The organism is Caballeronia eucalypticola (genome assembly GCF_047608185.1).
In the GTDB taxonomy this organism is placed as follows: domain Bacteria; phylum Pseudomonadota; class Gammaproteobacteria; order Burkholderiales; family Burkholderiaceae; genus Caballeronia.
On sequence record NZ_JBLKRU010000014.1, the window covers coordinates 66531 to 91278 of the forward strand.

A 24748-nucleotide genomic window follows, 5' to 3' on the forward strand; every position below is an offset into this window, starting at 1 on the left:
CAGTACTAGAAACCAATGCGCTTCGCCGGTATTATCGCCGGCTCAGTCAATCGACTGGCCGGGCTGATGCTCTGTTAGAGTCAAACCGCAGGGTCATTGCTTAAATGTGACGGCACTGTAACTACATGTAACGATCCGCGAGCAGGATCGGTATTTGCTTCGCAGCGTGTAATGTCTCGCTAATCGGGACAGGCCAACCCGGGTTCAACGAGTCTATGGAGGTAACAATGAAGAAAATGTCCCTGGCAGTCTTGTTTTCCCTGAGCGCAATGACCAGTGCAGCATTCGCACAGTCCGATCAAGGCGTCACGATGAGTACGGATCCGGCCAAAATCTCGGATATCGAACAGCGCGCGCAGGACCTGCAATCGCGCCAATCGGCTATGCCGAGCGACATGCCAATGCACAAGGGCTCCACGCATCACAAGAAGGGCATGAAGCATTCGAAAGGCATGGCCGAATAAGCGATAAGGTTTAACCGTCGCAACGGCCCGCAAACGTTAGCGGTTGGCGAACCCGTTTGCCAACCATTCAACGAACCGCTCGCCCCAAAAAGCCGGATATGACGCACAAGGCGTTGTATCCGGCTTTTGTACGTTTGCGACGACTTCAGGAAACCTTCAGGAATCGATCCGTTCACCGGCGCGGCGTATGCTACATTCCGCGTCGATAAAATTGAATCGCACTCGTGTGCGGAGGATCGTATGAGCAACATCCAGCTGGATATCGAATGGACCGAAGCAGCATCACGCAAGATTGAAAAGCTGATGCCGCGCAACGCAAAGGACAAGGACGCGTATCTCGCGCTGCCGCCCGTGGAATGCCTGCCTATGGAAGGCGATGTGCTGTTCCTCGGCCCGGACGGCAAACAACAGCCGTTTATCGTGGCCGAGCGTCAGTATCATCATGACGGCGACGCCGACTGGACCATCATCCTGATCCTCGACGTACCGCACGAGACTCACTAAGTGCTGATGCGGTTTGGATGATCGGGCAGTCAGAAATGGCTACGCGGACGCAGTGACTTTTGCGCGGCCTGTTTAAGCGCTCAGAGCTTTGCCACTACGTTGATTTCGCCGTGTTCAATCAGGTCCGGCAGGGTTTTGCCGAGCGCCTGAATGTGCGGTGTTTGATTGTGCTCAGCCAGCGCCGCCTCGCTCTGCCAGCGCTCGTAGAATACGAATCGGCGTGGCTCCTTGATGTCACGATGCAGGTCATACTGCAGCGCTCCGGGTTCTTTGCGCGTAGGCGCCACGATGCCCTGCAGGACCTCCCTCAGCTTGTCTTCGTTACCCGGTTTGGCGACGAACGTTGCGACCACGGCGATTTCTGTCATGACTTGACTCCAGATTAAAAGGATCAAGCATAACGTCGACACTGCACGCTCGCTGAAACGACTTTTGAAACAACAAGAAAAAAGCCCGCGTCCCTTTTGGGGAGCGCGGGCAAAAGCCGTCGCCCTACGAGGATAGGCGACGGGGCCATCGAGATCCGCTTGGCCAGCGGATCACAATTCGTGAAAGAAAATTGGGTGACGTATGGTTGCGTGAAGCAGGAGGCAGCTTCGTCCAGGCGCCACGCAGATTACATGCCACACATACAATGTAATCCCTATGCAGTTGATTCCTATAAGCTTTCCCGCACATAAAAAACCAAAAACAGCGCCTGATGCGAACACGTCACTATCGGCTGTCACGTGACAGCGCCATCATGAAGGTTCGCCTACTTCCCTCTGATGTCTGTCGCCCGAAGCGTAACGCAGCGGTCGCATTCACTCGCGCGCGTTACCGCGCATTCGAATGCAAAAGGTATCTTCGAAACCCTCAACTAAACTCAGAGGTATAAAAAAACCCGCCTGAACTTCAGGCGGGTTAGTCGCGAACTTGGTCATTCCGCTCAGTCTTTCTGTGACATTCCGCTTACTGCCCACTGATTACGCTTATTGATTCAATTTGCTAAATCAGCCACGTGAACCACGTTTGCAGAAGGTCACTGCAGTTTGCCTCAACGCAATTGGTCGTCGAGCAAGCCCATGATCTGACGTGCTTGCGGCGAGGAATCGACGTCACCCTTGCTGTCGATGATCGACACACGCGTCTGCGTCTCTGTCAGCGCCCGCACGTTGATCTCGTAGTTCTTGGGTAGCTTCTCTTTCTTACCGTGGAACACCTGGCTCCAGAAGCCCTGCTCCGCCGACGTCAAGTCCTTCGGGTCGACATACCGGACGAAATAAATACCACGGCCACGATCCCGGTCATCGACAGTGAAGTTCGTCCGGTCGAGCGCCAGACCGACGCGCAGCCATGCGCGATCGTAGGGTTCCGGCAAGTTGAGCTCAACCGAATTTGCTTCAGGCACCACGTCTTCCTTGATCGGCGTCTGTGCCGAGAGCGCAACGTTCTGTGCCGCTCTCTGCGCTGACGTGGTGGCCGTGGGTGAGCTCCCTGCCGCGGCCGCTGCCATGGCAGCGTCGGTGGCGCCGGTCTGACCGCTAGCCTGGCGCGCGTCGGCCAGTGCGAGGTTCGCCATCAAGCGCTTCAGGTATTCACCTTCCAGGGCGGGGTCGTTCGGCTTGGCCTGCCACTGGCTTTGATCGTTGTTGGTTCCCGTCAGCGCTTCACGCATGCCCTTCTGGCTGATGAACACGTACGTGCCGCCGTTCGGTGCGGCCTCGAGGCGAGTGCGGTACTTGTTGCGTTCGGCTGCAACGTACGAGTTGCCCGTTGCTATTGTCAGCGTGTTGCGGATCAGCCCGTCTGAGATCGCCGGGTGGGTTTCGTTCCAGTCCGTTTCCATGACGCCCTTGGCGCGCGCGTCCACGACAAGCAGAAAGCCCTGTTCCTGCCAGAAACGGCGAATCTGCGGCCAGACCTGCTCCGGCGCCTTGGCGTCGATAACCAGCCAGCGCTCCGTGCCGTCACGCTGAATATGCATGCCAGAGACGGGCGGGATGACCGTGGGCGCGCTCGGCGCGGCCTTCTGCACCTGCTGGAGGTCCGAAAGCGAAGCCTGCCCGCCTTGAGGCGGTAACGAACGCTGATCCCCCGTTTCGTCGAGCAGATTGGGCGGGACCGCGAGCGATGCCTGTTTTGCGCGGCCATCGCTCTTGTAATTGATTGCATCGGGAGACGACGTACCGCATCCGGCAACAAGGCCTCCCACCATCAAGAGGGCCGCGACCTTCAAAGCCGGCTTGTTCACACGAAAATCTGTCATGTTTGGGAAATCCTTCCGCTACGCCACGGCGTTTTCCGTGGATCAACCAAGCATTTTACCGGTCCCGCGCGTCGCCGTGCAAAAACAGTGCCCCCGACGTCGTAATACCTGGACGACGCGGCCCGGGGAACGCCTCCCTTGCATGAATTTCAAGCAGGGAAATTCGCGCTGGTATTGCACGTCTGGATAGACGAATCAGGCCACGCTTGCAGACTTACCTGCATCCATTTCCCCCTCGCTTTCCGGCTTCATTTTCTCGCCCGCCAAAACCCACTTTTCATCTCATAAATCGCAGCTTCGATGACCGCGAAGACAATTTATGACATTTACTCTTGCTTTGTCCTAGTCTATTTTTAGCAACCAACACATTGTTTAATAAGCACTTTTAACTAATTTTCGAGGCGTTTTCAAAGGCCCTACAAGACAATTCCTATCTCGTTTTTTTAAAGCATATCTATCCTAAAATTAGTTCTCGATAACAAGAACGGCCATGAGAACGGAGTAACACCATGCCTCACTTCGAGTCCCTCGCCCCTCTTCGGGCAACCGCTGCCGCACTGTTGATCGCGGCAAGCGGATCGGCGCATGCACAACTTGGTAGCACCGTCGCGATCGCGGCATCGGGTACAGCAAGTTCGTCCAACGCAGCGGATGGCACTGCCCAGGTATTGCATCAGGCCGAGAACAGCGCAGCGCGCTGGCAGGAATCGACCGACGCCAATCAGATTCGCATGCGCCAGTACGTATCTTCCTCGGGCCAGGTCTATGCCGTCAGTTGGGACGGCCCGGCCATGCCCGATGTCGCAGCGCTGCTCGGCAACTGGTTCGATCGGTATAGGCAAGAAGCAAGCGCTGCGTTACCGAACGTAAGTGGGCTGCACTCATCGCGGGGAAACAGCAGCGATCTCATGGTGGAAACGGCAGTGCGCCTGCGCGATTTCAGCGGACGTGCGTGGCTTCCCAGCGCGTTGCCGGCCGGCGTCACGGCAGCAGACATTGAATAGGGGAAATCATGCGAAACCTGACTTGCGTACTTATCACGGCGATTGTTGCCGCTAGCGTCACGATAGCCGGCTGCGGCGGCGGCAGTGGCGGTAATGGTTCAACCGGCGGCGCAGCACCCGCGGCAAGTTCCCCGGCGGCCGCAAGCGCTCCGCTCGCGTCTAGCGGCGCTTCCGCTGCCAGCGCCCCTGTTGTCGCAGCTCCATCCGAACTTATCGCGCCAGCCAACACGGTGACTCAATCGACCACACCGAACGTGCAGCCCATTACCGTCGCGCAAATCGCGACCGGTACGCGCAACATGCTGCAAACCAGCGTGACGATCTGCGTTCCGAGAACAAGCACGTGCCAGACGATCGACAATATTCAGGTGGACACGGGATCGCAAGGATTACGCATTCTTGCTTCCGCGCTCTTGCCATCTTTGGCGCTACCCTCCGTGACGACCAGCACGGGTGCAACGGCGGCAAGCTGCACCGTATTCGGATCGGGCTACACATGGGGCTCGGTCCGCACTGCCGACGTGCATCTGGCCGGTGAGGTACCAGCGGCGACATCGATCCAGGTCATTGCGGACCCGGTTGTTCCGGCTGTGCCCACGGACTGCGGTAACTCGGGCCTGCCGATGCTGACCGCTACCGCTCTGCGCAGCAACGGTATTCTCGGCGTAGGCCCGTTCAGCGCCGACTGCGGCGGCGGCTGCGCCACGACCGCGCTGCCACGCTGGTACTACAGCTGCTCAACGAGCACGTGCGTGGCAACTGCGCTACCGGTTGCACAGCAGGTGACCAATCCGATCAGCCGATTCGCCACCGACAACAATGGTATTGTCATCGACCTTCCCGCCGTCGCCGCTACCGGAGCAGCGAGCGTTACCGGCACCATGACGTTCGGAATCGGCTCACAGTCGAACAATCTACTTGGCAGCGCTCAGGTCCTCCCGAGTAACTCGACGACAGGGTTTGTTTCGACAGCATTTCAAGGACAAACCTACAGCACGAGCTTCATCGACAGCGGCTCGAACGGCTTGTTCTTCGCACTGAGTTCCGCGCCAACATGAGGCTTCTGGTTCTGTCCAACCGCCGTGCAAAGTCTGGCTGCAACCGTTGCCGGCATCAATGGCGCGACAAGCAACGTAACGTTCACCATAGGAAACGCGACGTCGCTATTCGCAAGCGGCAACAACGCGCTCGGCAATCTGGCGGGACCGGCAAGCAACTATTTCGACTGGGGTCTGCCCTTCTTCTTCGGGAGACGGATCTTTACGGCTATCGAAGCGAGTGTGACACCCGCGGGCAATGGTCCTTACTATGCGTTCTAGGCCCTAAGCAATGTGCCGCGACGGCTCCTGATCAGCGAGCTGCCGCGGCAAACGTTGAAGGCTTCGTCACGATTCGCGCGTGCTCGAACTCTCCCGGTTCCGGGTGCTCGCGAACATGCATGTGCTGTGTTACCCGCAACAGCCCCGCTTCCAACGATCTCTCGCATCGATCTCGCTTTTTGCCACATCGATCCAGCATTGATCTCTGTAGCCAAAATAGTTGTCCTTGCGTTGATCCAGCTGGTCCAGTCGTGCTTGCAGTAGGTCCAGCGCCTCTCGAGGTTTATCGATTCGCCCATAGACGCTGCCCCAAGGCTGCACGGCCGCACCCGCTTGCGTGCTTTGCTGGGTGCCGAACCCCGTTTGCAGAACGGTAGGGTCCTGGATGCCCAGACTGTCACGCAGTTCCGTGTTGGCGCAACCCGCCAGCGTATAAACGCAGGCGGCGGCGAGGATAATGTTTTTCATGGTTCGACCCGGTGACATCCGGGGCATCAAGCTCCGTGGACTGGCTGTGCGTACCGCCCGTGACGGCGGCAAAGTTCAATTCGCTACGCGGGTCAACTGCCGAACACGTAACCCACGCCCGCACGCACGATGGTGCTGTTGCCACCCGACGACGACACTCCGCCATTGAAATTGATATTGCCCTTGTCATTCCAGCGCGAAACACCAATGCCCATCGCCGCCTGCCCGCGATAAGCTGCGACGCCTGCATTCAACGTCGTTCGCCCCGGCAGGTACGGCGTCACGACGTTGAGCGCCGACGCAGACGCAATCCCCTTGCGCGTGTTGCGATCGAGGTCGCGAATTTGTTGGTCGGTATTGTTGAAGCGCTGATCGGTATAGCTATTGGCCTGACTGAGCGTAGAACTGGCCGACTGGTTCAATTGGCTGAGGTTGACAGCGTCCGTTGCCAACGTACCGGCCGCAACATTCGTAATCTGCCGTTCGTTGCCCACCGCTCCCACCGATACCGACGACGCACGATCCGCCAGCGAGCCCGCCCCCAGCGCCACCGAATTGGCCGCGCTGGCTGTCGCGTTCGCCCCCATTGCGACGGCATGAGTGCCGCTCGCAGTGGCCGCTTCGGTTGATGTATCTCCGGCAGCGCTGTAAAGCGCGCTGCTCGATGTCACGAAGTTGCTGACATGAGTGACGATATCGTTCAACTGAGCCAGGTTCACGGCGTCGGTAGCGAGCGTCCCTGCCGCCACGTTATGGATTGTGGTGCCGCCTGCAATGCCCTGTCCGAGCGTGACATTGCTGAAATCCGTCGCGCCGCTTGCGTTCTTGTCATAGGAGAGTGCGGTGACTGCCTTGCCAGTCTGGTCGACCAGACCTGCGCTCTTCAGCTGCCCGACGTTGACCGCGTCGGTGTCGGCCGTGCCCGCCTGCACATTGGTAATCTGCCGCTCGTTGCCCGATGCGCCCACCGACACGCTGTTTACGCGATCCGCCACCGAGTTCGCGCCGATGGCAACCGTGTTACCGGCAACGGCTTGTGCGTTACCCCCGATCGCAGTGGCGTTGAGGCCGCTTGCGGTTGCTGCGGCAAGCGTTGTGTTCGATACAAAATATTTGAGCGCGGCGCCATTCTGAAGACCGTCGACAAGTTGCGCTGTCTGGAACAACTGGTCACCGTTGATTGCGTCCGTACTGCCTGCTTTTACGGCGCCAGCCGCCACGTTGTGCAATGCGACGGGCGACACAGCGTCCGAACCACCTAGCGTCACGCTGCTTCGATTAATCGCGCCATCCGCGTTAGTGTCATAGGTGATGGCCGAAAGCGTATTGCCCTTCGAATTGATCAACCCGGCGTCCTTCAGTTGAGCGACATTCACCGCGTCCTGATCCGCCACGCCCGCCTTCAGGTTCGAGAGGACAGTGCCGCCGGTTCCACCCAGCACGACATTCCATTTGGTGTCGCTCGTGTACGCAAGTTTCAACGGTTCCGCTCGAGTCAGCGTGGCGAGCGAGGTAGCTACGTCTTGAACGTTTGTATTGGTCGCGTTCAGTTGGGCACCGTTGACCGCGTCGCTGCTCTGCGTGCTCAACGCGCCCGCCTTGAGGTTCGTGATCGTCACGGCAGGCGCGGCTGCCTGCCCCGGCGTTCCCGGCAATGCTCCGCGCAGCGTAATCACATTTTTATCGACACCGTCATAGGCCACAAAGGCGTTGGTCATTGTGCCCAGTGCGTTCGTGGTCGCACCAAGCGCCTTTAGTTGACTCACGTTGACCGCGTCCGTTGCACTCACCCCAGGCGCCGCGTGCGCGATTCGCCGCTCCGACCCAACGTTACCCACGGATACCACGTTGGCTAACGAACCATCGCTGTTCGCGCCGAGCACGACGCTGTTATTTCCGCTTGCCGTTACATTGCTGCCAAGAACGAACGAATCTGCGCCAAAAGCCTTGTTACCGTTTCCCACTACGTAGGTTCCCGCTCCGCCCACGAAGTTGTCCTTGCCGATTCCTCCCGCGCCCGCGGAATAAACCTGCGTGGCCGAGCCAATTGCAAGTGAATCCGTGGCATCCGTGCTAACACTTGTGCGCCAGCCCATGGCAAGTCCATGGTCGGAAGATGCACTTGTGCGAACGCCGAGTGCAGTTGATTCATTACCCGTTGATGACACCCTGACTCCAACCGCCGCCGAGCCCGCAGTCGCGCTCACGTAAGAGCCCACCGCAACAGAATAATCCCCGGCCGCGTGAGCGTTCACGCCCATTGCGACCGCATTCGTGCCGACCGCGGTGGTAGGAGTCGAGCCGTCGATTGTCCCGGACACGATCAACTGATCCGGTGTAAGGCCGGACCCGTATAACGGGACCGCCGCAAGCCGGCCGGCACCTTCACTGCCCGACCCGGAGGCGCGTGGGGCAACAGCGCTCAATGCCTCGCGTACTTGCGATGAATAGACCCGAGCGCGTTCGTTCGAACCTTCGCCAGGTTATCGACAAGCACAGCCCTCGATACTTGCGGCATCAACATCAAGGAAACGGGGGCAAGCGCCAGGAATACCGCGGCGCCCATTCTCGTTCGCCGGCTGGAGCAAGCGATCTTCGAAACACCGGATAAGCTAGCCACACACAAGTCGACCGACACTTCATTTTGTTTCTTCACTACCACGCGCTGCGTCTTGTTCATTTTTTTTGCTCACTCAGGTCTTAGACACGCGGACGCGCCCTCGGAATCATTGGCATCGGGTCCCGGATAGTCGATCGATCGGGACCAGCGACTTTGAGCGTGCGCAGGAATGCACACAGCCATCGAATTGCTTCGGTAGCCAGCAGACGGTCTCAGTGCGGTTCCTGTCAGGCGGAAAGCCGCTAGCACGCTCGTGTGCCACTGTGACAGGTCAAGATAAATTTCCCCTATCAGCAAACTCATAAAACGATGGGAGATAGGCCATTCGATAGGGGTTTCGAGTCTTCAGTGTGCGGTATTTGTGCTTATTTTGATGTGGTGGTCAAGATGAGATATCCAGGATCGACCTCTCGCACGTATCCTGAATACGTTAATTTGCTAGGTGAAGTGAGTGAGCGGGCGTCAACCCCGCTACCCCAAATGCAAAGACGGCGGCGTGGTTCACCACGCCGCCGTCCTGATCAAACAACACCCAACCATCGTCTTATGAACCGTCACACATTGAGCATGGCGCTCAGCGAGCCCATGCTTGTCTCCGCCTTGCTCCTGAATTTCGTTTGTCCGTCAGGACGATCGCTACGCCGCGCGATCGTCCTCGTCAAAGATTTTTTGTGCCAGATGAAACGCCGAATTCGCTGCCGGAACACCGCAATAAATCGCTGTCTGCAGCAGCACCTCTTTGATCTCGTCGCGTGTGACGCCGTTGTTTTTTGCCGCCCGCAAATGCAGCGCGAGTTCTTCGCTGCGGTTGAGCGCGACCATCATCGAAATGGTCAAGAGGCTGCGGGTATGGCGCGGCAAACCGGGACGTGTCCAGATGTCGCCCCATGCGTAGCGCGTAATCAGGTTCTGGAATTCGGTCGTGAGATCCGTGCGGTTCTCGAGCGAGCGCGTGACATGCGCATCGCCAAGCACCTCGCGGCGTACGTTCAATCCCGCTTCGTAACGTTCGTCTTCAGTCATGTCAGGCACCCAGGAACTCAAGCAGCGTTTTCGTGTAAACGTCCGCTTGCTCGATGTTCGACAAGTGCGCGGCATCGAGTTCGACGTAACGTGAGTCTTCGATATATCCGGCCAGTTCGCGCCCTTGCGCAGCGGTCGTGGACTGGTCATGCGTGCCCGAAATAACCAGCACCGGCGCCTTGATGGTCTTCGCTTCTTCGCGTGCATCGGCATCCCGGATCGCTTCGCAATTCGATGCGTAACCTTCGCCGGAGGTGTGACGGAACACATCACGAATGCCCGACATGACAAGCGGCTGCGCGGCCATGAAGCCAGCCGTGAACCAGCGCGGCAGAACGGCGTCGGCCAATGCCGGCATGCCACCCTCCTCGCGGGCTTTGGCGGCCCGCGGCGTCCAGATTGCGTCCGAGCCGATCAGCGCCGCCGTATTCGACAAGACCACGCGTTCGAAGCGCTCCGGGTGGCGTGCAGCGAGCGCGATGCCGGTCAGCCCGCCCATCGACAGCCCGCAATAGTGCGCGCGCTTGACACCGAGTGCGTCGAGCAAACCGATCACGTCGCCGACGAGCTGGCTCAGCGTGTACGGCCCCTTGGGCACGTCCGATCGGCCATGACCGCGCGTGTCGTAACGCAACACGCGATATTTCGCCGCGAGCGTTTCGACTTGCGGCGTCCACATCGAGGCATCGGCGCCGAGCGAATTCGACAACACGAGCCAGGGTGCATCGCTGCCGGCGGTGGCATCGATGCGATAAAAAAGTTGAATACCGTTGACGGCGGCAAAAGGCATTACGAAAAACTCCTGGAGGAAGGGACTCGATGCAAACGCAGCGCGGCATCGACAAAAGCGTGCGCCTGGCCCACGTAGTTGGCCGGGTCGAGCAAGGCTTGCAGTTGAACAAGCGAGAGATGTTGCGTGACGCGTGCGTCGTTCGAGAGCACGTCGTAAAGCGTTGCGCCGGTTGCCACGGCTTCTTTCGATGCATGTTCGACGAGCGTGTGCGCGTCGAGCCTGCCAATTCGGTCACCGAGCGCGAGCATCACCGCTTCGCCGAGAATCAGTCCGTGCGTCAGATCCAGGTTGGCTGCGAGACGCCCGCAATTTACTTCGATGTTCGAAACAATCGCCGTGATCTGCGCGAGCGCACCGCCCGTCAGGCGGGCAAGATCTGGCAGCGCTTCCCATTCGGCCTGCCAGCCCCCGAGCGCGCGTTCATGTTCCTGGACCATGCCGCTGAACACAGTTGCGACCAGATTCGGCGCGCGCATGGCGGCTGTTAAAACAGCAGCGCAGCCCACGGGGTTGCGCTTATGCGGCATCGTGGATGAACCGCCCTTGCCCGCTGCGGCCGGCTCGGCCAGTTCGCCGACTTCCGTTTGCATCTGCAGCGATATGTCGCGGGCGATTTTTCCGAGCGTCCCGATCAGCATCCCGAAACATGCCGCCGCTTCCGCGATGCGATCCCGCTGGGTATGCCACGGCAGCGCAGGAAGTTGCAAGCCGAGGTCATCGGCAAGCGATTGGGCGACCGGCGGCGCCTTGTCCCTCAGGCTCGCCAACGTGCCCGCCGCACCGCCGAACTGCAACGCCAGCGCCCGCGAACGGCACTGCGCAACACGCTCGCGATGCCGCGTCAACGCGTCGAGCCATTGGGCGAATTTAAGGCCGAGCGTGACCGGCAACGCCTGCTGAAGCCAGGTCCTGCCGATCGCCGGCGTCGTCCGATATGTCTGCGCCTGAAGCGCGAGCGCGTCGCAAGCGTCATGCAAACCCGCTTCCAGCAAATCGAACGTGGCACGCAGTTGCAAGACAGTACCGGTATCGATAATGTCCTGGCTCGTCGCGCCCCAATGCACGTACTTGGCGGCATCGGCATCTTCAAGCTTGACCGCCGCGGTCAGCAGCTTCACCAGCGGAATGGCGAGATTGCCGCCGGACGCAGCGCCGGCCATCAACGCGTCAGCATCGATCAGATCGGCGTTGCAAGCGGCCACGATCGCCGCCACTGCACTAGAAGGAATCACGCCATGTTCAGCCGATGCCCGCGCAAGCGCCGCCTCCACATCCAGCATCGACTGGACGGTCTGACGCGCGGACCACACGGCGTTCATCTCGCGCGTGCCGCAGATCAGGTCCGTCAGCCGTCCCGACACCGCAAATGTCGGCTCAGACATCACACACGCTCGATAGCGATCGCAATGCCCTGACCCACGCCAATACACATCGTGCACAGCGCAAAGCGTCCCCCGGTCCGATGCAGCTGATACGTCGCGGTCGTCACCAGGCGTGCGCCGCTCATGCCGAGCGGATGACCAAGCGCAATCGCCCCGCCGTTCGGATTGACGCGTGGATCGTCGTCCGCAATACCGAGCATGCGCAGTACAGCCAAACCTTGCGATGCAAACGCCTCGTTTAGCTCGATCACATCGAATTGATCGATGGTCATGCCCAGGCGCTTCATCAGCTTCTGCGACGCGGGCGCCGGGCCAATGCCCATCACGCGCGGCGGCACGCCAGCAGTCGCAATGCCCAACACGCGCACACGCGGCACGAGACCGAAGCGCTTGGCGCTGTCTTCATCGGCGATAAGCAAAGCCGCCGCGCCATCGTTCACGCCCGACGCATTGCCTGCCGTCACCGTGCCATCGGGACGCACGACGCCCTTCAGTCTCGCGAGCGCTTCCATGCTCGTTTCACGCGGATGTTCGTCCAGCGAGACCAGCACCGGATCGCCCTTTTTCTGCGCGATGGAAACCGGCACGATCTCCTGCGCGAGCGTTCCGTCCTTCTGCGCGCGCGATGCTTTCTGCTGGCTGCGCACAGCAAACGCATCCTGGTCCTCGCGGCTCACCTTGTAGTCGGTCGCGACGTTTTCGGCCGTTTCCGGCATCGAATCCACGCCATACATCTTCTTCATCAGCGGGTTGACGAATCGCCAGCCGATGGTGGTGTCGAAGATCTCTGCCTGACGCGAGAACGCCGTGGTCGCCTTGCCCTGCACGAATGGCGCGCGGCTCATGCTTTCCACGCCGCCCGCGATCATCAGCGCCGCTTCGCCCGACTTGATCGCCCGTGCAGCCACGCCGATTGCATCCATGCCCGATCCGCACAAACGGTTGATCGTCGAGCCGGGAATGCCTTCAGGCAAACCGGACAACAAAGCCGACATGCGCGCGACGTTGCGGTTGTCTTCGCCCGCCTGGTTCGCGCAGCCGAAGATCAGGTCATCGACGGCGCTCCAGTCCACGTCCTTGTTGCGTTCCATCAACGCGCGCAGCGGCACGGCGCCGAGGTCATCGGCACGAACTGAGGACAACGCGCCGCCGTAACGGCCTACCGGTGTGCGAATCGCGTCGCAAATAAAGGCTTCTTTCATGCACTTCTCCTGATTACGCGTCGAGCGTGTTAGCCGCTTCGAGCGGTTCAAACGTCAGCGGCACTTGCGCCAGTTTCTGCAGTTCGTCGAACGACAAGCCTTCGATAATCTCCCGCACCACGAACCCGTTCGGCGTCACGTCGAACACGCCGTGATCCGTGTACACGCGATTCACGCAATTCACGCCTGTCACCGGATACGAACACTCGGGCACCAGCTTGCTTTCGCCTTGCTTCGTGAGCAGCTCCATCATCACGTAGACCTTCTTCGCGCCGATCGCCAGATCCATCGCGCCGCCGACAGCGGGAATGGCATCGGGCGCGCCGGTATGCCAGTTGGCGAGGTCACCCTTCGCGGACACCTGGAACGCGCCGAGCACGCAGATATCGAGGTGGCCGCCGCGCATCATCGCGAACGAATCGGCGTGGTGGAAATACGCGCCGCCGGTGAGCAGCGTCACGTGTTGTTTGCCGGCGTTGATGAGTTCGTCGTCTTCCGTGCCCTTCTCCGGCGCCGGCCCCATACCGAGCAGACCGTTTTCGCTGTGCAGGAAGATTTCGCGATCCGCCGCGAGATGGTTGGCGACGAGCGTCGGCACGCCGATACCCAGGTTCACATACGCGCCTTCCTGAATGTCACGGGCGACACGTTTCGCCATTTCGTCACGAGTCAGTTTTTTCATATCGATGTCCTTGCTTGATGCATTCGTTATTGCTGCCGGGCTAAGAGGCTTGCGCTCAAGCAGCGCTTGCTCAAGCCGCTTTATCCGCCGCCAGCGCTGCCGCGTGCACCGCTTGCGGCACCTCGATCACGCGCTGCACGAAGATACCCGGCGTCACGATGTCTTCCGGATCCAGCGCGCCGAGCGGCACGACTTGCGAAACCTGCACGATGGCCGTTTTGGCGGCCATTGCCATGATCGGCCCGAAGTTACGCGCCGTCTTGCGATACACGAGATTGCCCCAGCGGTCGCCCTTGAACGCCTTGATCAGCGCAAAATCGGCGTGCAGCGGCGCTTCAAGCACGTAATGGCGGCCATCGATAAAACGCGTTTCCTTGCCTTCAGCCAGCTTCGTACCGTAAGCCGTGGGCGTGAAAAATCCGCCGATACCCGCACCCGCCGCGCGAATGCGTTCTGCGAGATTGCCTTGCGGCACGAGTTCAAGTTCGAGTTCGCCCGCGCGATACAAACCGTCGAACACTTGCGAATCGCTCTGGCGCGGGAACGAACAGATGATCTTGCGCACGCGCTTCGCTTTTAACAGCGCCGCGAGGCCGGTCTCGCCATTGCCCGCATTGTTGTTCACGATAGTCAGTTCGCGCGCGCCCCGCTCGATCAGCGCATCGATGAGTTCTGACGGCATGCCCGCCGTGCCGAATCCACCGATCATCACGGTCGCGCCGTCCTGAACGTCCTTCACCGCTGAACTCAGTGAGCCGAAAATCTTGTTGATCATGCCGTGTCTTCCTTAATCAAAGCGCGCCGGGTGATTTGATTCCGACCGGCATTGCTTGCATTTTTAAGTTCGCTGTGCGAACATGGATTCGTTTAGCGAACAAACGTATGGTATTCCCGCATTCGTTGCGCTGTCAATGAACCTCGGGTTTGTACCGATGCATTGGCAATTTGCCTGACGGACAGGACCAAAAGGACCAGACAGCGATGACCACGTCCCCTGCTGAAGCCGATCTACCTGATCCAGAATCTCCTTCGCGGCCCGGCGATGCTTATGTGCAATCGTTCGCGCGCGGTTTATCGGTGATTCGCTCCTTCGATGCTACGCGCCCGGCGCAGACCTTGTCGGAGGTCGCCGCCGCGTCGGGGCTGACGCGCGCCGGCGCGCGGCGCATTCTGCTGACGCTCCAGGCGCTTGGTTACGTCGACGCCGACGGGCGGTATTTCACGCTGACGGCGAAAATCCTCGACCTGGGTTTTGCCTATCTGACGTCGATGCCGTTCTGGAATCTTGCTGAACCTGTGATGGAAGAGCTGGTGGGCCAGGTGCATGAAAGCTGTTCGGCAGCCGTGTTGAACGGCACGGAGATCGTGTACGTGTTGCGCGTGCCTACGCATAAGATCATCACGATCAACTTGTCTATCGGCAGCCGGTTGCCGGCGTTCTGCACGTCGCTCGGACGCGTGCTGCTCGCCGCGCTCGACGAAGACAAACTCGATGCCGTACTCGATGCCAGTCCGCTGGAAGCCCGCACGCCGCGCACGCTCACCGATAAAACCGCGCTGAAAGCCGCGCTGGCGGTGGTGCGCAAGCAAGGCTGGTCGATCGTCGACCAGGAACTGGAAGAAGGCCTGATTTCGATGTCCGCGCCCATCCGCGACCGGCAAGGACGCGTGATCGCGGCGCTGAACATCAGTGGCAACGCGCAGCGCAAGAACGCGAAGCAGATGGTGAAGGCATTCCTCGATCCGCTGCTGGACGCGGCCCAGCGTGTCTCCGAGATGGTCGCGAGACGTGGCTAAGCCCTGGCGGAGGCCGATCAGATCATGCCGATGAAACCCGGTGACCTCGCGCTGCACGAACTCGATCTGAACCTGATCCCGTATCTCGTCGCGATCGAGGAGACACGCAACGTGAGCCGCGCGGCCGAGCGGCTTGGCGTGAGCCAGCCGCGTGTCAGCACGGCGCTTGGCCGCTTGCGCGAGTATTTCAACGATCCGTTGTTCGTCCGGACATCGCGCGGCATGGAACCGACGCCGCGCGCCCTCGCACTGGTGCCCGCGGCACGCGAGGCGCTGAACCGGATCGAACGCGGCTTGCTCGACACGCAGCACTTCGATCCCGCCCTCACCACCGATACCTTCGCCATCGCGCTATCCGATGTGGGCGAAATCGTGTTCTTGCCGCGCCTGTTGCAGACGCTCGCCAGCGTCGCGCCACGGGCAAACCTGCGGTCGGTATCGCTGAAACACGATCAGGTCGAACGCGCTCTGGAAAGCGGTGACATCGATCTGGCCATTGGCTATTTCCCCGATCTCGCCGGCAACAACTTCTTCCAGCAGCGGCTCTTTTCGCATCGCTTCATCTGTCTGATGCGACGCGATCACCCCTATTCGCGCGGCCCGCTGACCCTTGAGCAATATGTTGAATGCGGCCACGCGGTCGTGCGCGCCGAGGGCCGAAGCCAGGAAGTCCTGGAAAATTTCCTGGAGAAGAAACGCATCCGCCGCCGCGCCGTGCTCGAGACGCCGCACTTCATGTCCTTGCCGTTCATTCTGTCGCGCACTGACTTGATCGCCACGGTGCCGCATGCCATCGGCTATGCGTACGCGGCTGAACATGCGGCCATTACGCTGGCCGAACCGCCGCTGCCCTTGCCGCACTTCGATCTGAAGCAGCACTGGCATCGTAAGTTTCACAACGATCCGCGAATCCTGTGGCTACGCGGCGTGGTCGCGTCGCTTTTCAACGATGAACTCGACGAGTGGCCCAAACGCCCCGAACAATCGAAGCGCGAAGATAAACGCCGGTAAACTGAGCACTTTCTTTCCTATCAGGAAAGTGTCATGGACGCTGAGATATGGATGCCGAGTCATGGACGCATTAACTAGTCTGCGAGTGTTCCGCGATGTTGTAGAAGCTGGCAGCTTTGTCAAAGCCGCCGAGCGGCTCGATATCTCCACAGCGATGACCAGCAAGCACGTTGCCAATCTCGAACGGCAACTGGGTGTTCGCCTGCTGAACAGGACCACGCGTCATCTGAGCCTGACGGAAGCTGGCAGTGTTTATTACGAGCAGTGCCGGGAAGCGCTGGATATCCTGCAGGCCGCTGAAGCCGCAGTCGGGTCACAAACCGATCAACCGCGCGGCGTACTCAAGATCACGGCGCCGGGCTGGTTTGCGACCGCGAAGTTCGCCGATATCCTGGTTGCGTATCGGGCCCGTTATCCGGAAGTACTGATCGATCTGCGACTGGAAAACCGCTTCGTCGATCTGGTGGAAGAAGGCTATGACATGGCGTTGCGTGCGACGTCGGAACCGTCGCCTACGATGATCGTGCGACCGCTCTGCAGAGTGCCGTTCGTGCTGGTGGGATCGCCGGATTATCTGAAGCAGCGCGGATATCCGCGGCATCCCAGCGAACTCGGCGAACGCCACGAAATCGTGCTGCCGACTTACACCAGCGTGGAGACGGTTGAGTTTTCCGGACCGGATGGTGTTTTCGCGGTGAAGAACAGCGCCGTGCTCAAGACCAACGACAGTTCCATGATGCTGCAGCTCGTGCGCGCTGGAATTGGACTTGCCTACTTCCCCGAATGGATCGTTGCGCAGGAGTTGGCATCAGGCGCGCTGACGCGTCTTTTCCCCGATTACACGACGTTCGCACCGCGCGTGTACGCCGTCTACACGAGCCGCAAATACATGACGACCAAGGTGCGTACCTTCATCGATTTCATCTCGGCAGCACTCGCCGCCGATGATTCCGTCGATGGCTCCATGCCGCGTCCAATAGCCCCGCCGCGCTCGCGGGTATCTTCGCCCGCGCCTGGAAAACTAGGATAAATCGTATTCAAATCACATTACCGCTCGTGTGAAGATCGCGCCGATGCGCTTGTTCGACTCTCCGAAATCGACCACCGATGGCCCTGCTCCTTCCACTACCAAGACTACCAAGCGGCGTGTGATGAATTTCCCCTGGTTTCCGTTGATCCTCAATTTCCTGCTGTTGGGGGCGTTTGTGTTTGTATGCAACACGCTGAACACCGGGCGTCGCGCCCCCGTGTTTAACGGCGCGCTGATTTTCATTGGCTTTTGCTGCCTGGCGATGCTGCTGGATTTCATTTTTGCTTCAGCTACCACGACCGATCGTGAGCGATATATCGATCTGTCGTCGTTGTCCGCTTGTGGCGAGCGCGCAGTGGCTTACGCCATTCCGTGCGTGGTTGCGGCTGTGATGGCGCTAAGGTTTCGCGCGAGGAACCGGAGTGCGGTCGAGCCATCGGTGACTATTCATACCTCTGATTACACGCAGTCCGAGTTGCGGTATTGAAGTTGCGAACTTCGGCGTGCCGCGCGCTGGCGGAATGAACGTCATTTGCGCGATGTAAGAGTGAAACTGACGGGCTTTTGCTTCGAAGATGCTCTCCAGGTTCTAAAACTTAAGAGTCTCTGATATACTCCTCCTTCTTTCGGGGCGTAGCGCAGCCTGGTAGCGTACCTGCATGGGGTGCAGGGGGTCGCAAGTTCAAATCTTGTCGCCCCGACCAAGACAGCAGTAATGAAAACAAGGACTTAGCTCTCACGGGCTAAGTCCTTTTTTCTTTGCTTCATGCATTCGTGCACGCTCCCACTCAGACGGAGTGCGTGCGAACGGTTGAATCGAAGTACGTCGTTTCAGCTCACAGACAGAGCGTCGATCCCAGCTCAACTCGCAATCAAAACGTCGACTCGCACATCACGGGAGATCTCGCCCATTGGCGCCACACCGCTGATCTGCTCATGCAGAGCGGCTAGCCGCAATTTGTCCTGAACCCGAAGTCCGGGGCGCGCTTGAAGCCCCTCTATATGCGTTGACCAATAGCTGCTTCGAATCAAGCGTGGACGTCGAACGAGCTCATTCAGCGTCTTTTCCACCATGTCGATTTCTGCGCTTACCGACTTCATTGCGATCTCCGGTCTAATAGGTAGCGCTCTGTATGACGACAGGAATCGGAAAAACTTTAGCTCAAGTACGATTTCGGGCGATGGAAACGGTAATAACGGACCTTTTAACCAAGGTTTTTTGCGCGCTCAAAAGGTTAACGCGAGTCCCAACGACGCGGAACCCTCGTAGCGATAGATCACGTACACTTTTATGGTTCGGGGAGGACGGACCATGGGAAATAGATATGAACGCTTTCGCATGTCGCGGCCGTTTACGTACAGGGGTGTCCAATACCATCCAGGATTGCTGGTGGTTCTTGCCGTGCAGTTGCTCTGTTTGAGTGCGTTCGCGTTTTCACCGCATAGTCTCGATCACAACAAGTGGCTGTCTGCGGCAATCGCATTCAGCCTGCTCTTCGGACTGATCCTGTCACTGGGTTTCTTTGGAACGTGGAATCAGTTCAGAGACGATGTCGGTTTTTGGACGTTCCTCAATACGAACCCGGTTGACTCTGCGGTCGCGATTGCCGCTGCCGGTGAGGTAGTCACGATCTTGTTGATACCGCTAGGCTGAGAGACTTCACGCAAGTCGACCCGCACACGACCTGCTAAATCGGCCCACTTTTTTACACAGGTATCCGAATCAATCTGCGTGATTTTGCCTCGAGGGCAAAGCAATTACTTACCGTGCGAAGTGACTTCCGATCTGATCCAATGCCAGCATCGCGTCAAACGTTTGCGTATCCACCGCATATGGCTTTAAGCATTCAATGACACCGGCGGCGGGAAAAATAATCATCGTAAAAAGCGAATTTTGTTGCACTGCACGCATCCGATTCCGACACCGCAGCGTATATATTCGGGATGACCGCATCGCTTGATGAAGCGGCATCTATAACCTGTTCAGCCGGGGCGCCGCGGAGACAAAATTACCCGTCTGAACACACTGCATCCAACAACTATAAAAAATTAACCAGCCAGGCGCGGATTGTTCTCGCCGCCGCTGCTCTGCTGAAACCGGGGTCACACACATGAGAGCCAGTCAACAAAGCCGGACACCAAATATCAAAGCCACTTTCGACACAAAGACGTGTTCCGTTCACGCAATGATCGTGTCGAGAAGCGCTTCGCATATTGCGAGCACGTTGTCCGAATCACAGCGTAACAACGCACTTGCCGAAGCTATCGCTGAAGTCAGGAAAGACTACGGCGACAAATCTGTCGAACCGTTTCTGGATGCGTTGAAAGAGTGGTTCAATCAACGCGATTATCGGGTGGCCGCCGAACTGACCGGATACTTTCAAAGGCACGGATGCCTGCCGGAAATCGAGCAGTCCGCATCGCCGCGACGCCGGATCGCTCGGGGTACATCGAAGGCGGAAAGCACTCTCTCGGCGCGTGCCGCCTGAATCGCGGCGTTATAAATCAGCGCTCTGAAATCGGGCGTCAAGCGCGCCGCCTATGCCGGGCGCGAAAACGCCCGGTTATCGAATCCGACAACCGGGCGTGTTGCTACATTTAGCGCCTAAAAATGCCTCAAGCCATCAACGCAAAGCGGAATAAGCCGTCGGCGACAGAAAGTGGTTTTCAATCCGCTCGACAATAGGCTGCTTCGCCTCCGTTTCCGCACGCTTCGCGATCCATTCAGCATCGGCCTGGAACGCGTTCCACTTGGTTTCGCGCTCAGCCAGGCTTTCCCATTTCAGCAGATAGGTCAGCGCGTGGTTGCTCGGACCGGCCAGCGTGGTCCAGAAGCCGATCGGTTCGATCCCGTATTTCTTGAAGAAGTCGAGCGTAATGTTGGTGAACCGGTCGTTCAACGCGGGCAGACGGCCCGGCGCGCAGTGATAAATACGCATTTCAACGATCATTTTTTCCTCATGGACATGAAGTAATGCAGCGATCAGAACCGCTGCGGTTGGAAATCGCCATGAGTGAATCGTACCGCGTTTGGCGCAGCCGGCTTGCGGCCAGGCGATCATCACCGGCCGCGAGCAGACATCAAGCGGGGATCACGCTTGTTTGACGGTGACGGAAGCCGTATCGAAATCCTCGGCGTCGACGTCATAACCCGACGGTTCCCATCGAATTGACAGCAGCGCGATCAGCCCGGCAAGGGGCGCCACCGCGATGATCCAGAATACCTTCGTGCCAAGTGCCGCTGAAAGGACGGGGAACAGGAACAACGAAACAGTCGAACTCGCGCGCATCAGCGTCTGGTTGAAACCCACGCCCACACCACGCAACGACGTCGGATAACTGAGCGACGCAAACGTCATGCTGTGCGAACCCGGACCAAAGCCCTGCCCCAGCAGGAAAATCGCGAGAAACCCGATCGCCAGAACGACTTGCGCGCCACCCGCGGGACGGCCGACCACCGCCAGTCCGATCAACGCCGTCAATTGGAACGCGTAACCCAGCACGGTCAGCTTCCAGGCGCCGACTTTCGGCACCGATCGCACGGCGATCAATCCGCCCACGAACGCAAAACACAGGTTCAACGCGAGCGAGGCGAGGATGGTGGTGAGCATCGACTGCGCGAGAAAGCTGGAAATGATGACCGGAAGTCCAAACGCCACGGCGTTGTACGCAAACGATGAAGCCACCGCGATGACCGTCGCGAGCACCGTGCGTCGCAGATACACGCCGCGCAGCAATGCGCCGTAGTTGCTCCATGCCGCTTTATGCACAGGTTGTCTAACGCTTTGCAGTGCGCCCGAATCGACCTCGACATCAATGCCATACGAGCGTTTCAAAATCTGCGCCGCGCCGCGCAAATCGCCCTGGTTCGCCGCCCAGACTGGCGACTCGCTGATATAACGGCTGCGAATCGCGATGATCACAAGCGCCGGCAACGCGCCGAAACCCAGCGTCAGCCGCCACAGCCAGCCCGAATGGCTGGCCGGCAAGACCGCGTACAACGCGAGCACGAGCAAATAGGACACACTGATGGCGGCATACCACGTCGGGCACCACATCGCGATGCGCGCCGCCTTGTTGCCGCGTCCGTTCAGCCGCGAAAATTCGGCGAGGAACGCCATCGCGACCGGCAAGTCGATGCCAACGCCCAGTCCCATCACGAATCGCGCCCCGCCGAGTACCCAGGCATTGGGCGCCAGCCCGCACGCGATGGCCGCGACCACGAAGAAGAACATATCGGCCATGAAGACGCGATATCGGCCGATCTTATCGGTCAGATAGCCGCCCAGGAACGCGCCGATGATCGCGCCAAACGTAATAGCTGATGCGACAAAACCGGTCGCCGCCGGCGTCAGCGAAAACTCGCGGGCGATATCCTTCACGCCGAACGCCAGCGCGCCGAGATCGTAGGCGTCGAGGAACACGCCCCCGAGTGCGATGGCGATGACGATGCGCGCGTCGCTGCCGACTGCGGCACCGCGATTGACGAGTTGCGAGACATCGGCCGCGCTGCGAATAACGGGCCGCGCGGTGGCGCCGGTGGACGCGGATACTGCCGCGACGGCGGGCTCGGGCGCAAAGGAAATCGACATGGGAGGTGCAATGACAAAGGCTGCGGAACGCGCGATGCTACCGGCGTACGCCCGTCATCCCAAATTCATTTTTGTTATTTGTCGAATGACGGCGGCGCCGCGGACAGGTTCGACATTCAAATACGCGGCGCCCTGCTAATCATTGAAGCAAACTTCTGACATTACGTCGGCATCATCTTGGCCATGCCTTCGCGGATCTCACCTTCGGTCAGATCGCGCATATGCGTCGCGAGAGACCAGCGATGGCCGAACGGGTCTTCGATCTGGCCGTAGCGGTCGCCCCAGAACATATCGGTGACGGGCATGGTGGCCTTTGCACCGGCTGCGACGGCTTGCGCAAAAGCGGAATCCACGTCTTTCACATACAAATGCAGCGTGACGGGCGAGCCTTTCAGCGTCAACGGTCCGCTATGGCCGCAATTCGGGAACTCCTCGGCAAGCATGAGCGTCGAGTCGCCAATACCCAGCATGGCGTGCATCACCGATCCATCGGGACCGGGCAATCGCGATTGCTCGACCGCGTTGAATGCTTTTTTATAGAACTCGATGGCGTCGGCCGCGCCCTTGCAAACCAGGTGAGGCGTGATCGTATGCATCCCTTCCGGGATCGGTTTGACAGCTGCATTGGACATTGCTTTGCTCCTGGATGTAACAGGTTGACCAAATAACTTGAGAGAAAGCGCTGAATACGCGCCCTCTGTCGACACGACGTGCGATCGGCCCGCAAATCGACACGTCGGGCGGACTTTTTTTATGCGCTCGAAGGCGTCGGTTCGACTGTCCATTGTCCTGTAACGACCCGGCTATTTCTTTGACAGCGCACAGCGGAGAGTCCGTTTTAAGACTCGCCTCGATGGCTTATTTGCGCTTGCGCCCGGCTTTTTGCTATTCGATCTGCACCCAGCCATTCGCCTTCGACGATGCCAGCACCGCATCCACGATGCGCGCCGAGCGCCAGCCGTCGTCGAATGTCGGCAGACCTTCGCGCGTTTCGCCACGAATCACCGCGTAAGTGTCCGCCACGAACGCCTCGAAACATTGCGCATAACCTTGCGCGTGGCCGGCCGGCAGCGTCGCCAGGCGACGCTGCTCCGCGCTTCCTCGCGACGGATCTCGCACCAGCAGCCGCGTGGAATCGCGTTCGCCGACCCACAGCCGCTCCGGATCCTCCTGATCGAATACAAGGCTCGCCTTCGCGCCATCGATTTCGAACCACAACCGGTTCTTCCTCCCCGCCGACACCTGGCTGACCGTCAGCGTAGTCAGCACGCCGGTTTTAGTGCGCAGCAAGGCACCAGCGATATCTTCCGTGCCCACCGTTTGCGTCGGACCGCCCTTCTCTGCCGACGTAAACGACTGCACCGAACCAGCGGGCCGCTCAGCGACCGTTGTCTGCAAGCTCGCCACAACTGAATCGAAGCGCTCGCCGCCGATCCATTCCACCAGGTCGCACCAATGCGAGCCGATATCCGCAAATGCCCGCGATGGACCACCCAACGCTGCATCGACGCGCCAGTTGGTATCGTCCACGCCCAGCAGCCAGTCCTGCAGATAACTGCCGTGGATCAGTTGCAGCGCCCCCACGCTGCCGTCCTGCACGAGCGCACGCGCTTCACGGACCATCGGGTGATAGCGATAGACGAACGGAACCGTCGCGACACGACCCGCTTTGCGCGCAGCCAGCGCCAGCGCTTCGGCATCGCTCGCGCGAGTTGCCAGCGGCTTCTCGCAGACGACATGCTTGCCGGCATCGAGCGCGGCCATGGCTTGCGAAAAGTGGCTGGCGTTCGGCGTGCAAACGTGAATAACCGATACAGAAGGGTCCGCAATCGCCTCTTCCACCGACGCATAAGCCCGTTCGATTCCCAAGCGAGCGGCCGCCCGCTCCGCGCGGCTTTTATTCGACGACGCGACTCCGCACACCTTCGCGCCAGCCAGCCGTATCGCTCGCGTGTGAACCTCGCCCATCATGCCAGCGCCGATAATCGCAACCCCCAATGTCTCCGCCATGCTCCACTCCCTCCTCGTTGTCTCGAAACACGATACCCGCTGAGCGTGGAATGGAGCAATCGGGGGATTCGTGTCGTCATGTGTTATGTCCCCGTTTTGCGCTCGTCTGCCCCTGTTTTGCTTGTGTACACTCTTGCTCCGGCGCGTTTTCGACAACGTCGAGACGACCGCGCGACGACTTCCCCACAAGTTTCGGCGCTCACCTATTTTCGCCAGATTCACCCTAAAGTTTTTTTACCCGCTGCCGAAAGCCCTTCTATGGACCACGAAATCAACCAACCAGCCGACTCAAACGATCCCACCTTCCAGAGGGCGCGAGCGTTGAGTCTGAGCGTCGGCGCAATCCGGAAAGCGCAGGGGAAAAAATGCCCCGGCGATTTCCCGGTTGGCACTATTGAATGGCATGCGGTGGTTGAGGAATTTGCGAATGATGTACTGAAAGCGATGCTGTCAGAACCGGATTTGCCGATCCTGGAACTCAAGCGCGACAACGCTCGAAAATAACAGCCTCGGGCGAAGTTTAAAACTCGTAAAACCGCACCCGTTCCCGCTCGAATCAAAAATGAAAAAGGCGTCGCCGATTAAATCAACGACGCCTT

The 24748-nt window shown here is 59.3% G+C and carries 26 protein-coding genes, 1 tRNA gene and 1 pseudogene; 12 read left to right on the forward strand and 16 right to left on the reverse strand.

All coding sequences use genetic code 11. The features are described 5' to 3' along the window. Positions 1–227: 227 nt before the first annotated feature. Both ACMX25_RS17805 and ACMX25_RS17810 read left to right on the forward strand, forming a co-directional pair. Entirely contained in the window at positions 228–464 is a 237-nt protein-coding gene (locus ACMX25_RS17805) for a hypothetical protein (RefSeq protein ID WP_414951362.1), read from the forward strand. Positions 465–704: 240 nt separating this feature from the next. Beyond that, complete coding sequence (locus ACMX25_RS17810) at positions 705–968, forward strand: hypothetical protein (protein WP_031358965.1); 264 nt, start codon at positions 705–707, stop codon at positions 966–968. A gap of 80 nt (positions 969–1048) precedes the next feature. Here the strand turns inward: ACMX25_RS17810 and ACMX25_RS17815 are convergent, their stop codons facing one another. Together ACMX25_RS17815 and bamC are read right to left on the reverse strand one after the other, a co-directional pair. Continuing rightward, entirely contained in the window at positions 1049–1336 is a 288-nt protein-coding gene (locus ACMX25_RS17815) for a putative quinol monooxygenase (RefSeq protein WP_414951364.1), read from the reverse strand. A gap of 668 nt (positions 1337–2004) precedes the next feature. Next, a complete protein-coding gene (bamC, locus tag ACMX25_RS17820; protein ID WP_414951366.1) occupies positions 2005–3216 on the reverse strand; it encodes an outer membrane protein assembly factor BamC in 1212 nt (403 codons plus the stop codon). 509 nt (positions 3217–3725) lie between these two features. Here bamC and ACMX25_RS17825 point away from each other — a divergent pair. Both ACMX25_RS17825 and ACMX25_RS17830 read left to right on the forward strand, forming a co-directional pair. Continuing rightward, positions 3726–4220 (forward strand): DUF2844 domain-containing protein, encoded by a 495-nt coding sequence (locus ACMX25_RS17825; protein ID WP_414951367.1) that lies wholly within the window; start codon positions 3726–3728, stop codon positions 4218–4220. Positions 4221–4228: 8 nt separating this feature from the next. Then, positions 4229–5539: pseudogene (locus ACMX25_RS17830) on the forward strand (DUF3443 domain-containing protein). A gap of 129 nt (positions 5540–5668) precedes the next feature. On the opposite strand, the gene ACMX25_RS17835 reads toward ACMX25_RS17830, so the two are convergent. The 9 genes from ACMX25_RS17835 to ACMX25_RS17875 form a co-directional block, all read right to left on the reverse strand. Continuing rightward, positions 5669–6007 carry a hypothetical protein gene (locus ACMX25_RS17835; protein WP_414951368.1) on the reverse strand — a complete coding sequence of 113 codons (339 nt, stop codon included), beginning with the start codon at positions 6005–6007 and terminating at the stop codon, positions 5669–5671. 92 nt (positions 6008–6099) lie between these two features. Further along, positions 6100–8433 carry a YadA family autotransporter adhesin gene (locus ACMX25_RS17840; RefSeq protein ID WP_414951370.1) on the reverse strand — a complete coding sequence of 778 codons (2334 nt, stop codon included), beginning with the start codon at positions 8431–8433 and terminating at the stop codon, positions 6100–6102. Continuing rightward, positions 8430–8687 (reverse strand): hypothetical protein, encoded by a 258-nt coding sequence (locus tag ACMX25_RS17845; RefSeq protein ID WP_414951372.1) that lies wholly within the window; start codon positions 8685–8687, stop codon positions 8430–8432. The genes ACMX25_RS17840 and ACMX25_RS17845 overlap by 4 nt, the downstream gene beginning before the upstream one ends. 576 nt (positions 8688–9263) lie before the next feature. Beyond that, positions 9264–9650 (reverse strand): 4-carboxymuconolactone decarboxylase, encoded by a 387-nt coding sequence (gene pcaC / locus ACMX25_RS17850; RefSeq protein ID WP_414951374.1) that lies wholly within the window; start codon positions 9648–9650, stop codon positions 9264–9266. A 1-nt stretch (position 9651) separates the two neighbouring features. Next, the gene (gene pcaD / locus ACMX25_RS17855; RefSeq protein ID WP_414951375.1) at positions 9652–10440 is read right to left on the reverse strand and encodes a 3-oxoadipate enol-lactonase; all 789 of its coding nucleotides are present in this window, start codon (positions 10438–10440) and stop codon (positions 9652–9654) included. Next, the gene (locus ACMX25_RS17860; protein ID WP_414951376.1) at positions 10440–11825 is read right to left on the reverse strand and encodes a 3-carboxy-cis,cis-muconate cycloisomerase; all 1386 of its coding nucleotides are present in this window, start codon (positions 11823–11825) and stop codon (positions 10440–10442) included. The genes pcaD and ACMX25_RS17860 overlap by 1 nt, the downstream gene beginning before the upstream one ends. Continuing rightward, positions 11825–13027, reverse strand: coding sequence for a 3-oxoadipyl-CoA thiolase (pcaF, locus tag ACMX25_RS17865; RefSeq protein WP_414951377.1), 1203 nt, complete (start codon positions 13025–13027; stop codon positions 11825–11827). Before pcaF ends, ACMX25_RS17860 begins: the two co-directional genes overlap by 1 nt. Before the next feature lie 13 nt (positions 13028–13040). After that, positions 13041–13709 (reverse strand): 3-oxoacid CoA-transferase subunit B, encoded by a 669-nt coding sequence (locus ACMX25_RS17870; protein WP_414951378.1) that lies wholly within the window; start codon positions 13707–13709, stop codon positions 13041–13043. Positions 13710–13779: 70 nt separating this feature from the next. After that, positions 13780–14484 (reverse strand): 3-oxoacid CoA-transferase subunit A, encoded by a 705-nt coding sequence (locus ACMX25_RS17875; protein WP_414951380.1) that lies wholly within the window; start codon positions 14482–14484, stop codon positions 13780–13782. A 206-nt stretch (positions 14485–14690) separates the two neighbouring features. On the opposite strand from ACMX25_RS17875, the gene ACMX25_RS17880 reads away from it, so the two are divergent. The 5 genes from ACMX25_RS17880 to ACMX25_RS17900 all read left to right on the forward strand — a co-directional run bounded on the left by ACMX25_RS17880 (position 14691) and on the right by ACMX25_RS17900 (position 18251). Continuing rightward, positions 14691–15506: an IclR family transcriptional regulator gene (locus tag ACMX25_RS17880; protein ID WP_414951382.1), complete on the forward strand. Its 816-nt coding sequence runs from the start codon at positions 14691–14693 to the stop codon at positions 15504–15506. Positions 15507–15557: 51 nt separating this feature from the next. Beyond that, positions 15558–16517, forward strand: coding sequence for a LysR family transcriptional regulator (locus ACMX25_RS17885; RefSeq protein ID WP_414951489.1), 960 nt, complete (start codon positions 15558–15560; stop codon positions 16515–16517). Positions 16518–16578: 61 nt separating this feature from the next. Then, positions 16579–17547, forward strand: coding sequence for a LysR family transcriptional regulator (locus ACMX25_RS17890; protein ID WP_414951384.1), 969 nt, complete (start codon positions 16579–16581; stop codon positions 17545–17547). Positions 17548–17668: 121 nt separating this feature from the next. Next, positions 17669–18034 carry a hypothetical protein gene (locus tag ACMX25_RS17895; RefSeq protein ID WP_414951385.1) on the forward strand — a complete coding sequence of 122 codons (366 nt, stop codon included), beginning with the start codon at positions 17669–17671 and terminating at the stop codon, positions 18032–18034. 140 nt (positions 18035–18174) lie between these two features. Beyond that, positions 18175–18251, forward strand: a tRNA-Pro gene (locus ACMX25_RS17900). Between the two features lie 157 nt (positions 18252–18408). On the opposite strand, the gene ACMX25_RS17905 is transcribed toward ACMX25_RS17900, so the two are convergent. Further along, a complete protein-coding gene (locus tag ACMX25_RS17905; RefSeq protein WP_414951386.1) occupies positions 18409–18648 on the reverse strand; it encodes a hypothetical protein in 240 nt (79 codons plus the stop codon). Positions 18649–18859: 211 nt separating this feature from the next. Between ACMX25_RS17905 and ACMX25_RS17910 the strand changes: the two genes are divergently transcribed. Continuing rightward, positions 18860–19201 (forward strand): hypothetical protein, encoded by a 342-nt coding sequence (locus ACMX25_RS17910; RefSeq protein WP_414951387.1) that lies wholly within the window; start codon positions 18860–18862, stop codon positions 19199–19201. 538 nt (positions 19202–19739) lie between these two features. Further along, complete coding sequence (locus ACMX25_RS17915) at positions 19740–20036, forward strand: hypothetical protein (RefSeq protein WP_414951388.1); 297 nt, start codon at positions 19740–19742, stop codon at positions 20034–20036. A 135-nt stretch (positions 20037–20171) separates the two neighbouring features. Here the strand turns inward: ACMX25_RS17915 and ACMX25_RS17920 are convergent, their stop codons facing one another. From ACMX25_RS17920 to ACMX25_RS17935, 4 genes are all read right to left on the reverse strand, one after another. Continuing rightward, positions 20172–20498, reverse strand: a complete 327-nt coding sequence (locus ACMX25_RS17920; RefSeq protein ID WP_414951389.1) for an NIPSNAP family protein — start codon at positions 20496–20498, stop codon at positions 20172–20174. Between the two features lie 141 nt (positions 20499–20639). Then, positions 20640–22139, reverse strand: a complete 1500-nt coding sequence (locus ACMX25_RS17925) for an MFS transporter (RefSeq protein WP_414951390.1) — start codon at positions 22137–22139, stop codon at positions 20640–20642. 161 nt (positions 22140–22300) lie between these two features. After that, the gene (locus ACMX25_RS17930; RefSeq protein ID WP_414951391.1) at positions 22301–22771 is read right to left on the reverse strand and encodes a VOC family protein; all 471 of its coding nucleotides are present in this window, start codon (positions 22769–22771) and stop codon (positions 22301–22303) included. Positions 22772–23024: 253 nt separating this feature from the next. Beyond that, positions 23025–24149 carry a Gfo/Idh/MocA family protein gene (locus tag ACMX25_RS17935; protein WP_414951392.1) on the reverse strand — a complete coding sequence of 375 codons (1125 nt, stop codon included), beginning with the start codon at positions 24147–24149 and terminating at the stop codon, positions 23025–23027. Positions 24150–24407: 258 nt separating this feature from the next. Between ACMX25_RS17935 and ACMX25_RS17940 the strand changes: the two genes are divergently transcribed. Continuing rightward, positions 24408–24653, forward strand: a complete 246-nt coding sequence (locus tag ACMX25_RS17940) for a hypothetical protein (protein WP_414951393.1) — start codon at positions 24408–24410, stop codon at positions 24651–24653. The last annotated feature ends 95 nt before the right edge of the window (positions 24654–24748 follow it).

What these genes read in the sequence shown, in the direction of transcription:
- ACMX25_RS17805 (WP_414951362.1), top strand. Translation starts at nt 228, where the DNA reads ATGAAGAAAATGTCCCTGGCAGTCTTGTTTTCCCTGAGCGCAATGACC.
- ACMX25_RS17810 (WP_031358965.1), top strand. Translation starts at nt 705, where the DNA reads ATGAGCAACATCCAGCTGGATATCGAATGGACCGAAGCAGCATCACGC.
- ACMX25_RS17815 (WP_414951364.1), bottom strand. Translation starts at nt 1,336, where the DNA reads ATGACAGAAATCGCCGTGGTCGCAACGTTCGTCGCCAAACCGGGTAAC.
- bamC (WP_414951366.1), bottom strand. Translation starts at nt 3,216, where the DNA reads ATGACAGATTTTCGTGTGAACAAGCCGGCTTTGAAGGTCGCGGCCCTC.
- ACMX25_RS17825 (WP_414951367.1), top strand. Translation starts at nt 3,726, where the DNA reads ATGCCTCACTTCGAGTCCCTCGCCCCTCTTCGGGCAACCGCTGCCGCA.
- ACMX25_RS17835 (WP_414951368.1), bottom strand. Translation starts at nt 6,007, where the DNA reads ATGAAAAACATTATCCTCGCCGCCGCCTGCGTTTATACGCTGGCGGGT.
- ACMX25_RS17845 (WP_414951372.1), bottom strand. Translation starts at nt 8,687, where the DNA reads ATGAACAAGACGCAGCGCGTGGTAGTGAAGAAACAAAATGAAGTGTCG.
- pcaC (WP_414951374.1), bottom strand. Translation starts at nt 9,650, where the DNA reads ATGACTGAAGACGAACGTTACGAAGCGGGATTGAACGTACGCCGCGAG.
- pcaD (WP_414951375.1), bottom strand. Translation starts at nt 10,440, where the DNA reads ATGCCTTTTGCCGCCGTCAACGGTATTCAACTTTTTTATCGCATCGAT.
- ACMX25_RS17860 (WP_414951376.1), bottom strand. Translation starts at nt 11,825, where the DNA reads ATGTCTGAGCCGACATTTGCGGTGTCGGGACGGCTGACGGACCTGATC.
- pcaF (WP_414951377.1), bottom strand. Translation starts at nt 13,027, where the DNA reads ATGAAAGAAGCCTTTATTTGCGACGCGATTCGCACACCGGTAGGCCGT.
- ACMX25_RS17870 (WP_414951378.1), bottom strand. Translation starts at nt 13,709, where the DNA reads ATGAAAAAACTGACTCGTGACGAAATGGCGAAACGTGTCGCCCGTGAC.
- ACMX25_RS17875 (WP_414951380.1), bottom strand. Translation starts at nt 14,484, where the DNA reads ATGATCAACAAGATTTTCGGCTCACTGAGTTCAGCGGTGAAGGACGTT.
- ACMX25_RS17880 (WP_414951382.1), top strand. Translation starts at nt 14,691, where the DNA reads ATGACCACGTCCCCTGCTGAAGCCGATCTACCTGATCCAGAATCTCCT.
- ACMX25_RS17890 (WP_414951384.1), top strand. Translation starts at nt 16,579, where the DNA reads ATGGACGCATTAACTAGTCTGCGAGTGTTCCGCGATGTTGTAGAAGCT.
- ACMX25_RS17895 (WP_414951385.1), top strand. Translation starts at nt 17,669, where the DNA reads ATGAATTTCCCCTGGTTTCCGTTGATCCTCAATTTCCTGCTGTTGGGG.
- ACMX25_RS17905 (WP_414951386.1), bottom strand. Translation starts at nt 18,648, where the DNA reads ATGAAGTCGGTAAGCGCAGAAATCGACATGGTGGAAAAGACGCTGAAT.
- ACMX25_RS17910 (WP_414951387.1), top strand. Translation starts at nt 18,860, where the DNA reads ATGGGAAATAGATATGAACGCTTTCGCATGTCGCGGCCGTTTACGTAC.
- ACMX25_RS17920 (WP_414951389.1), bottom strand. Translation starts at nt 20,498, where the DNA reads ATGATCGTTGAAATGCGTATTTATCACTGCGCGCCGGGCCGTCTGCCC.
- ACMX25_RS17925 (WP_414951390.1), bottom strand. Translation starts at nt 22,139, where the DNA reads ATGTCGATTTCCTTTGCGCCCGAGCCCGCCGTCGCGGCAGTATCCGCG.
- ACMX25_RS17930 (WP_414951391.1), bottom strand. Translation starts at nt 22,771, where the DNA reads ATGTCCAATGCAGCTGTCAAACCGATCCCGGAAGGGATGCATACGATC.
- ACMX25_RS17935 (WP_414951392.1), bottom strand. Translation starts at nt 24,149, where the DNA reads ATGGCGGAGACATTGGGGGTTGCGATTATCGGCGCTGGCATGATGGGC.
- ACMX25_RS17940 (WP_414951393.1), top strand. Translation starts at nt 24,408, where the DNA reads ATGGACCACGAAATCAACCAACCAGCCGACTCAAACGATCCCACCTTC.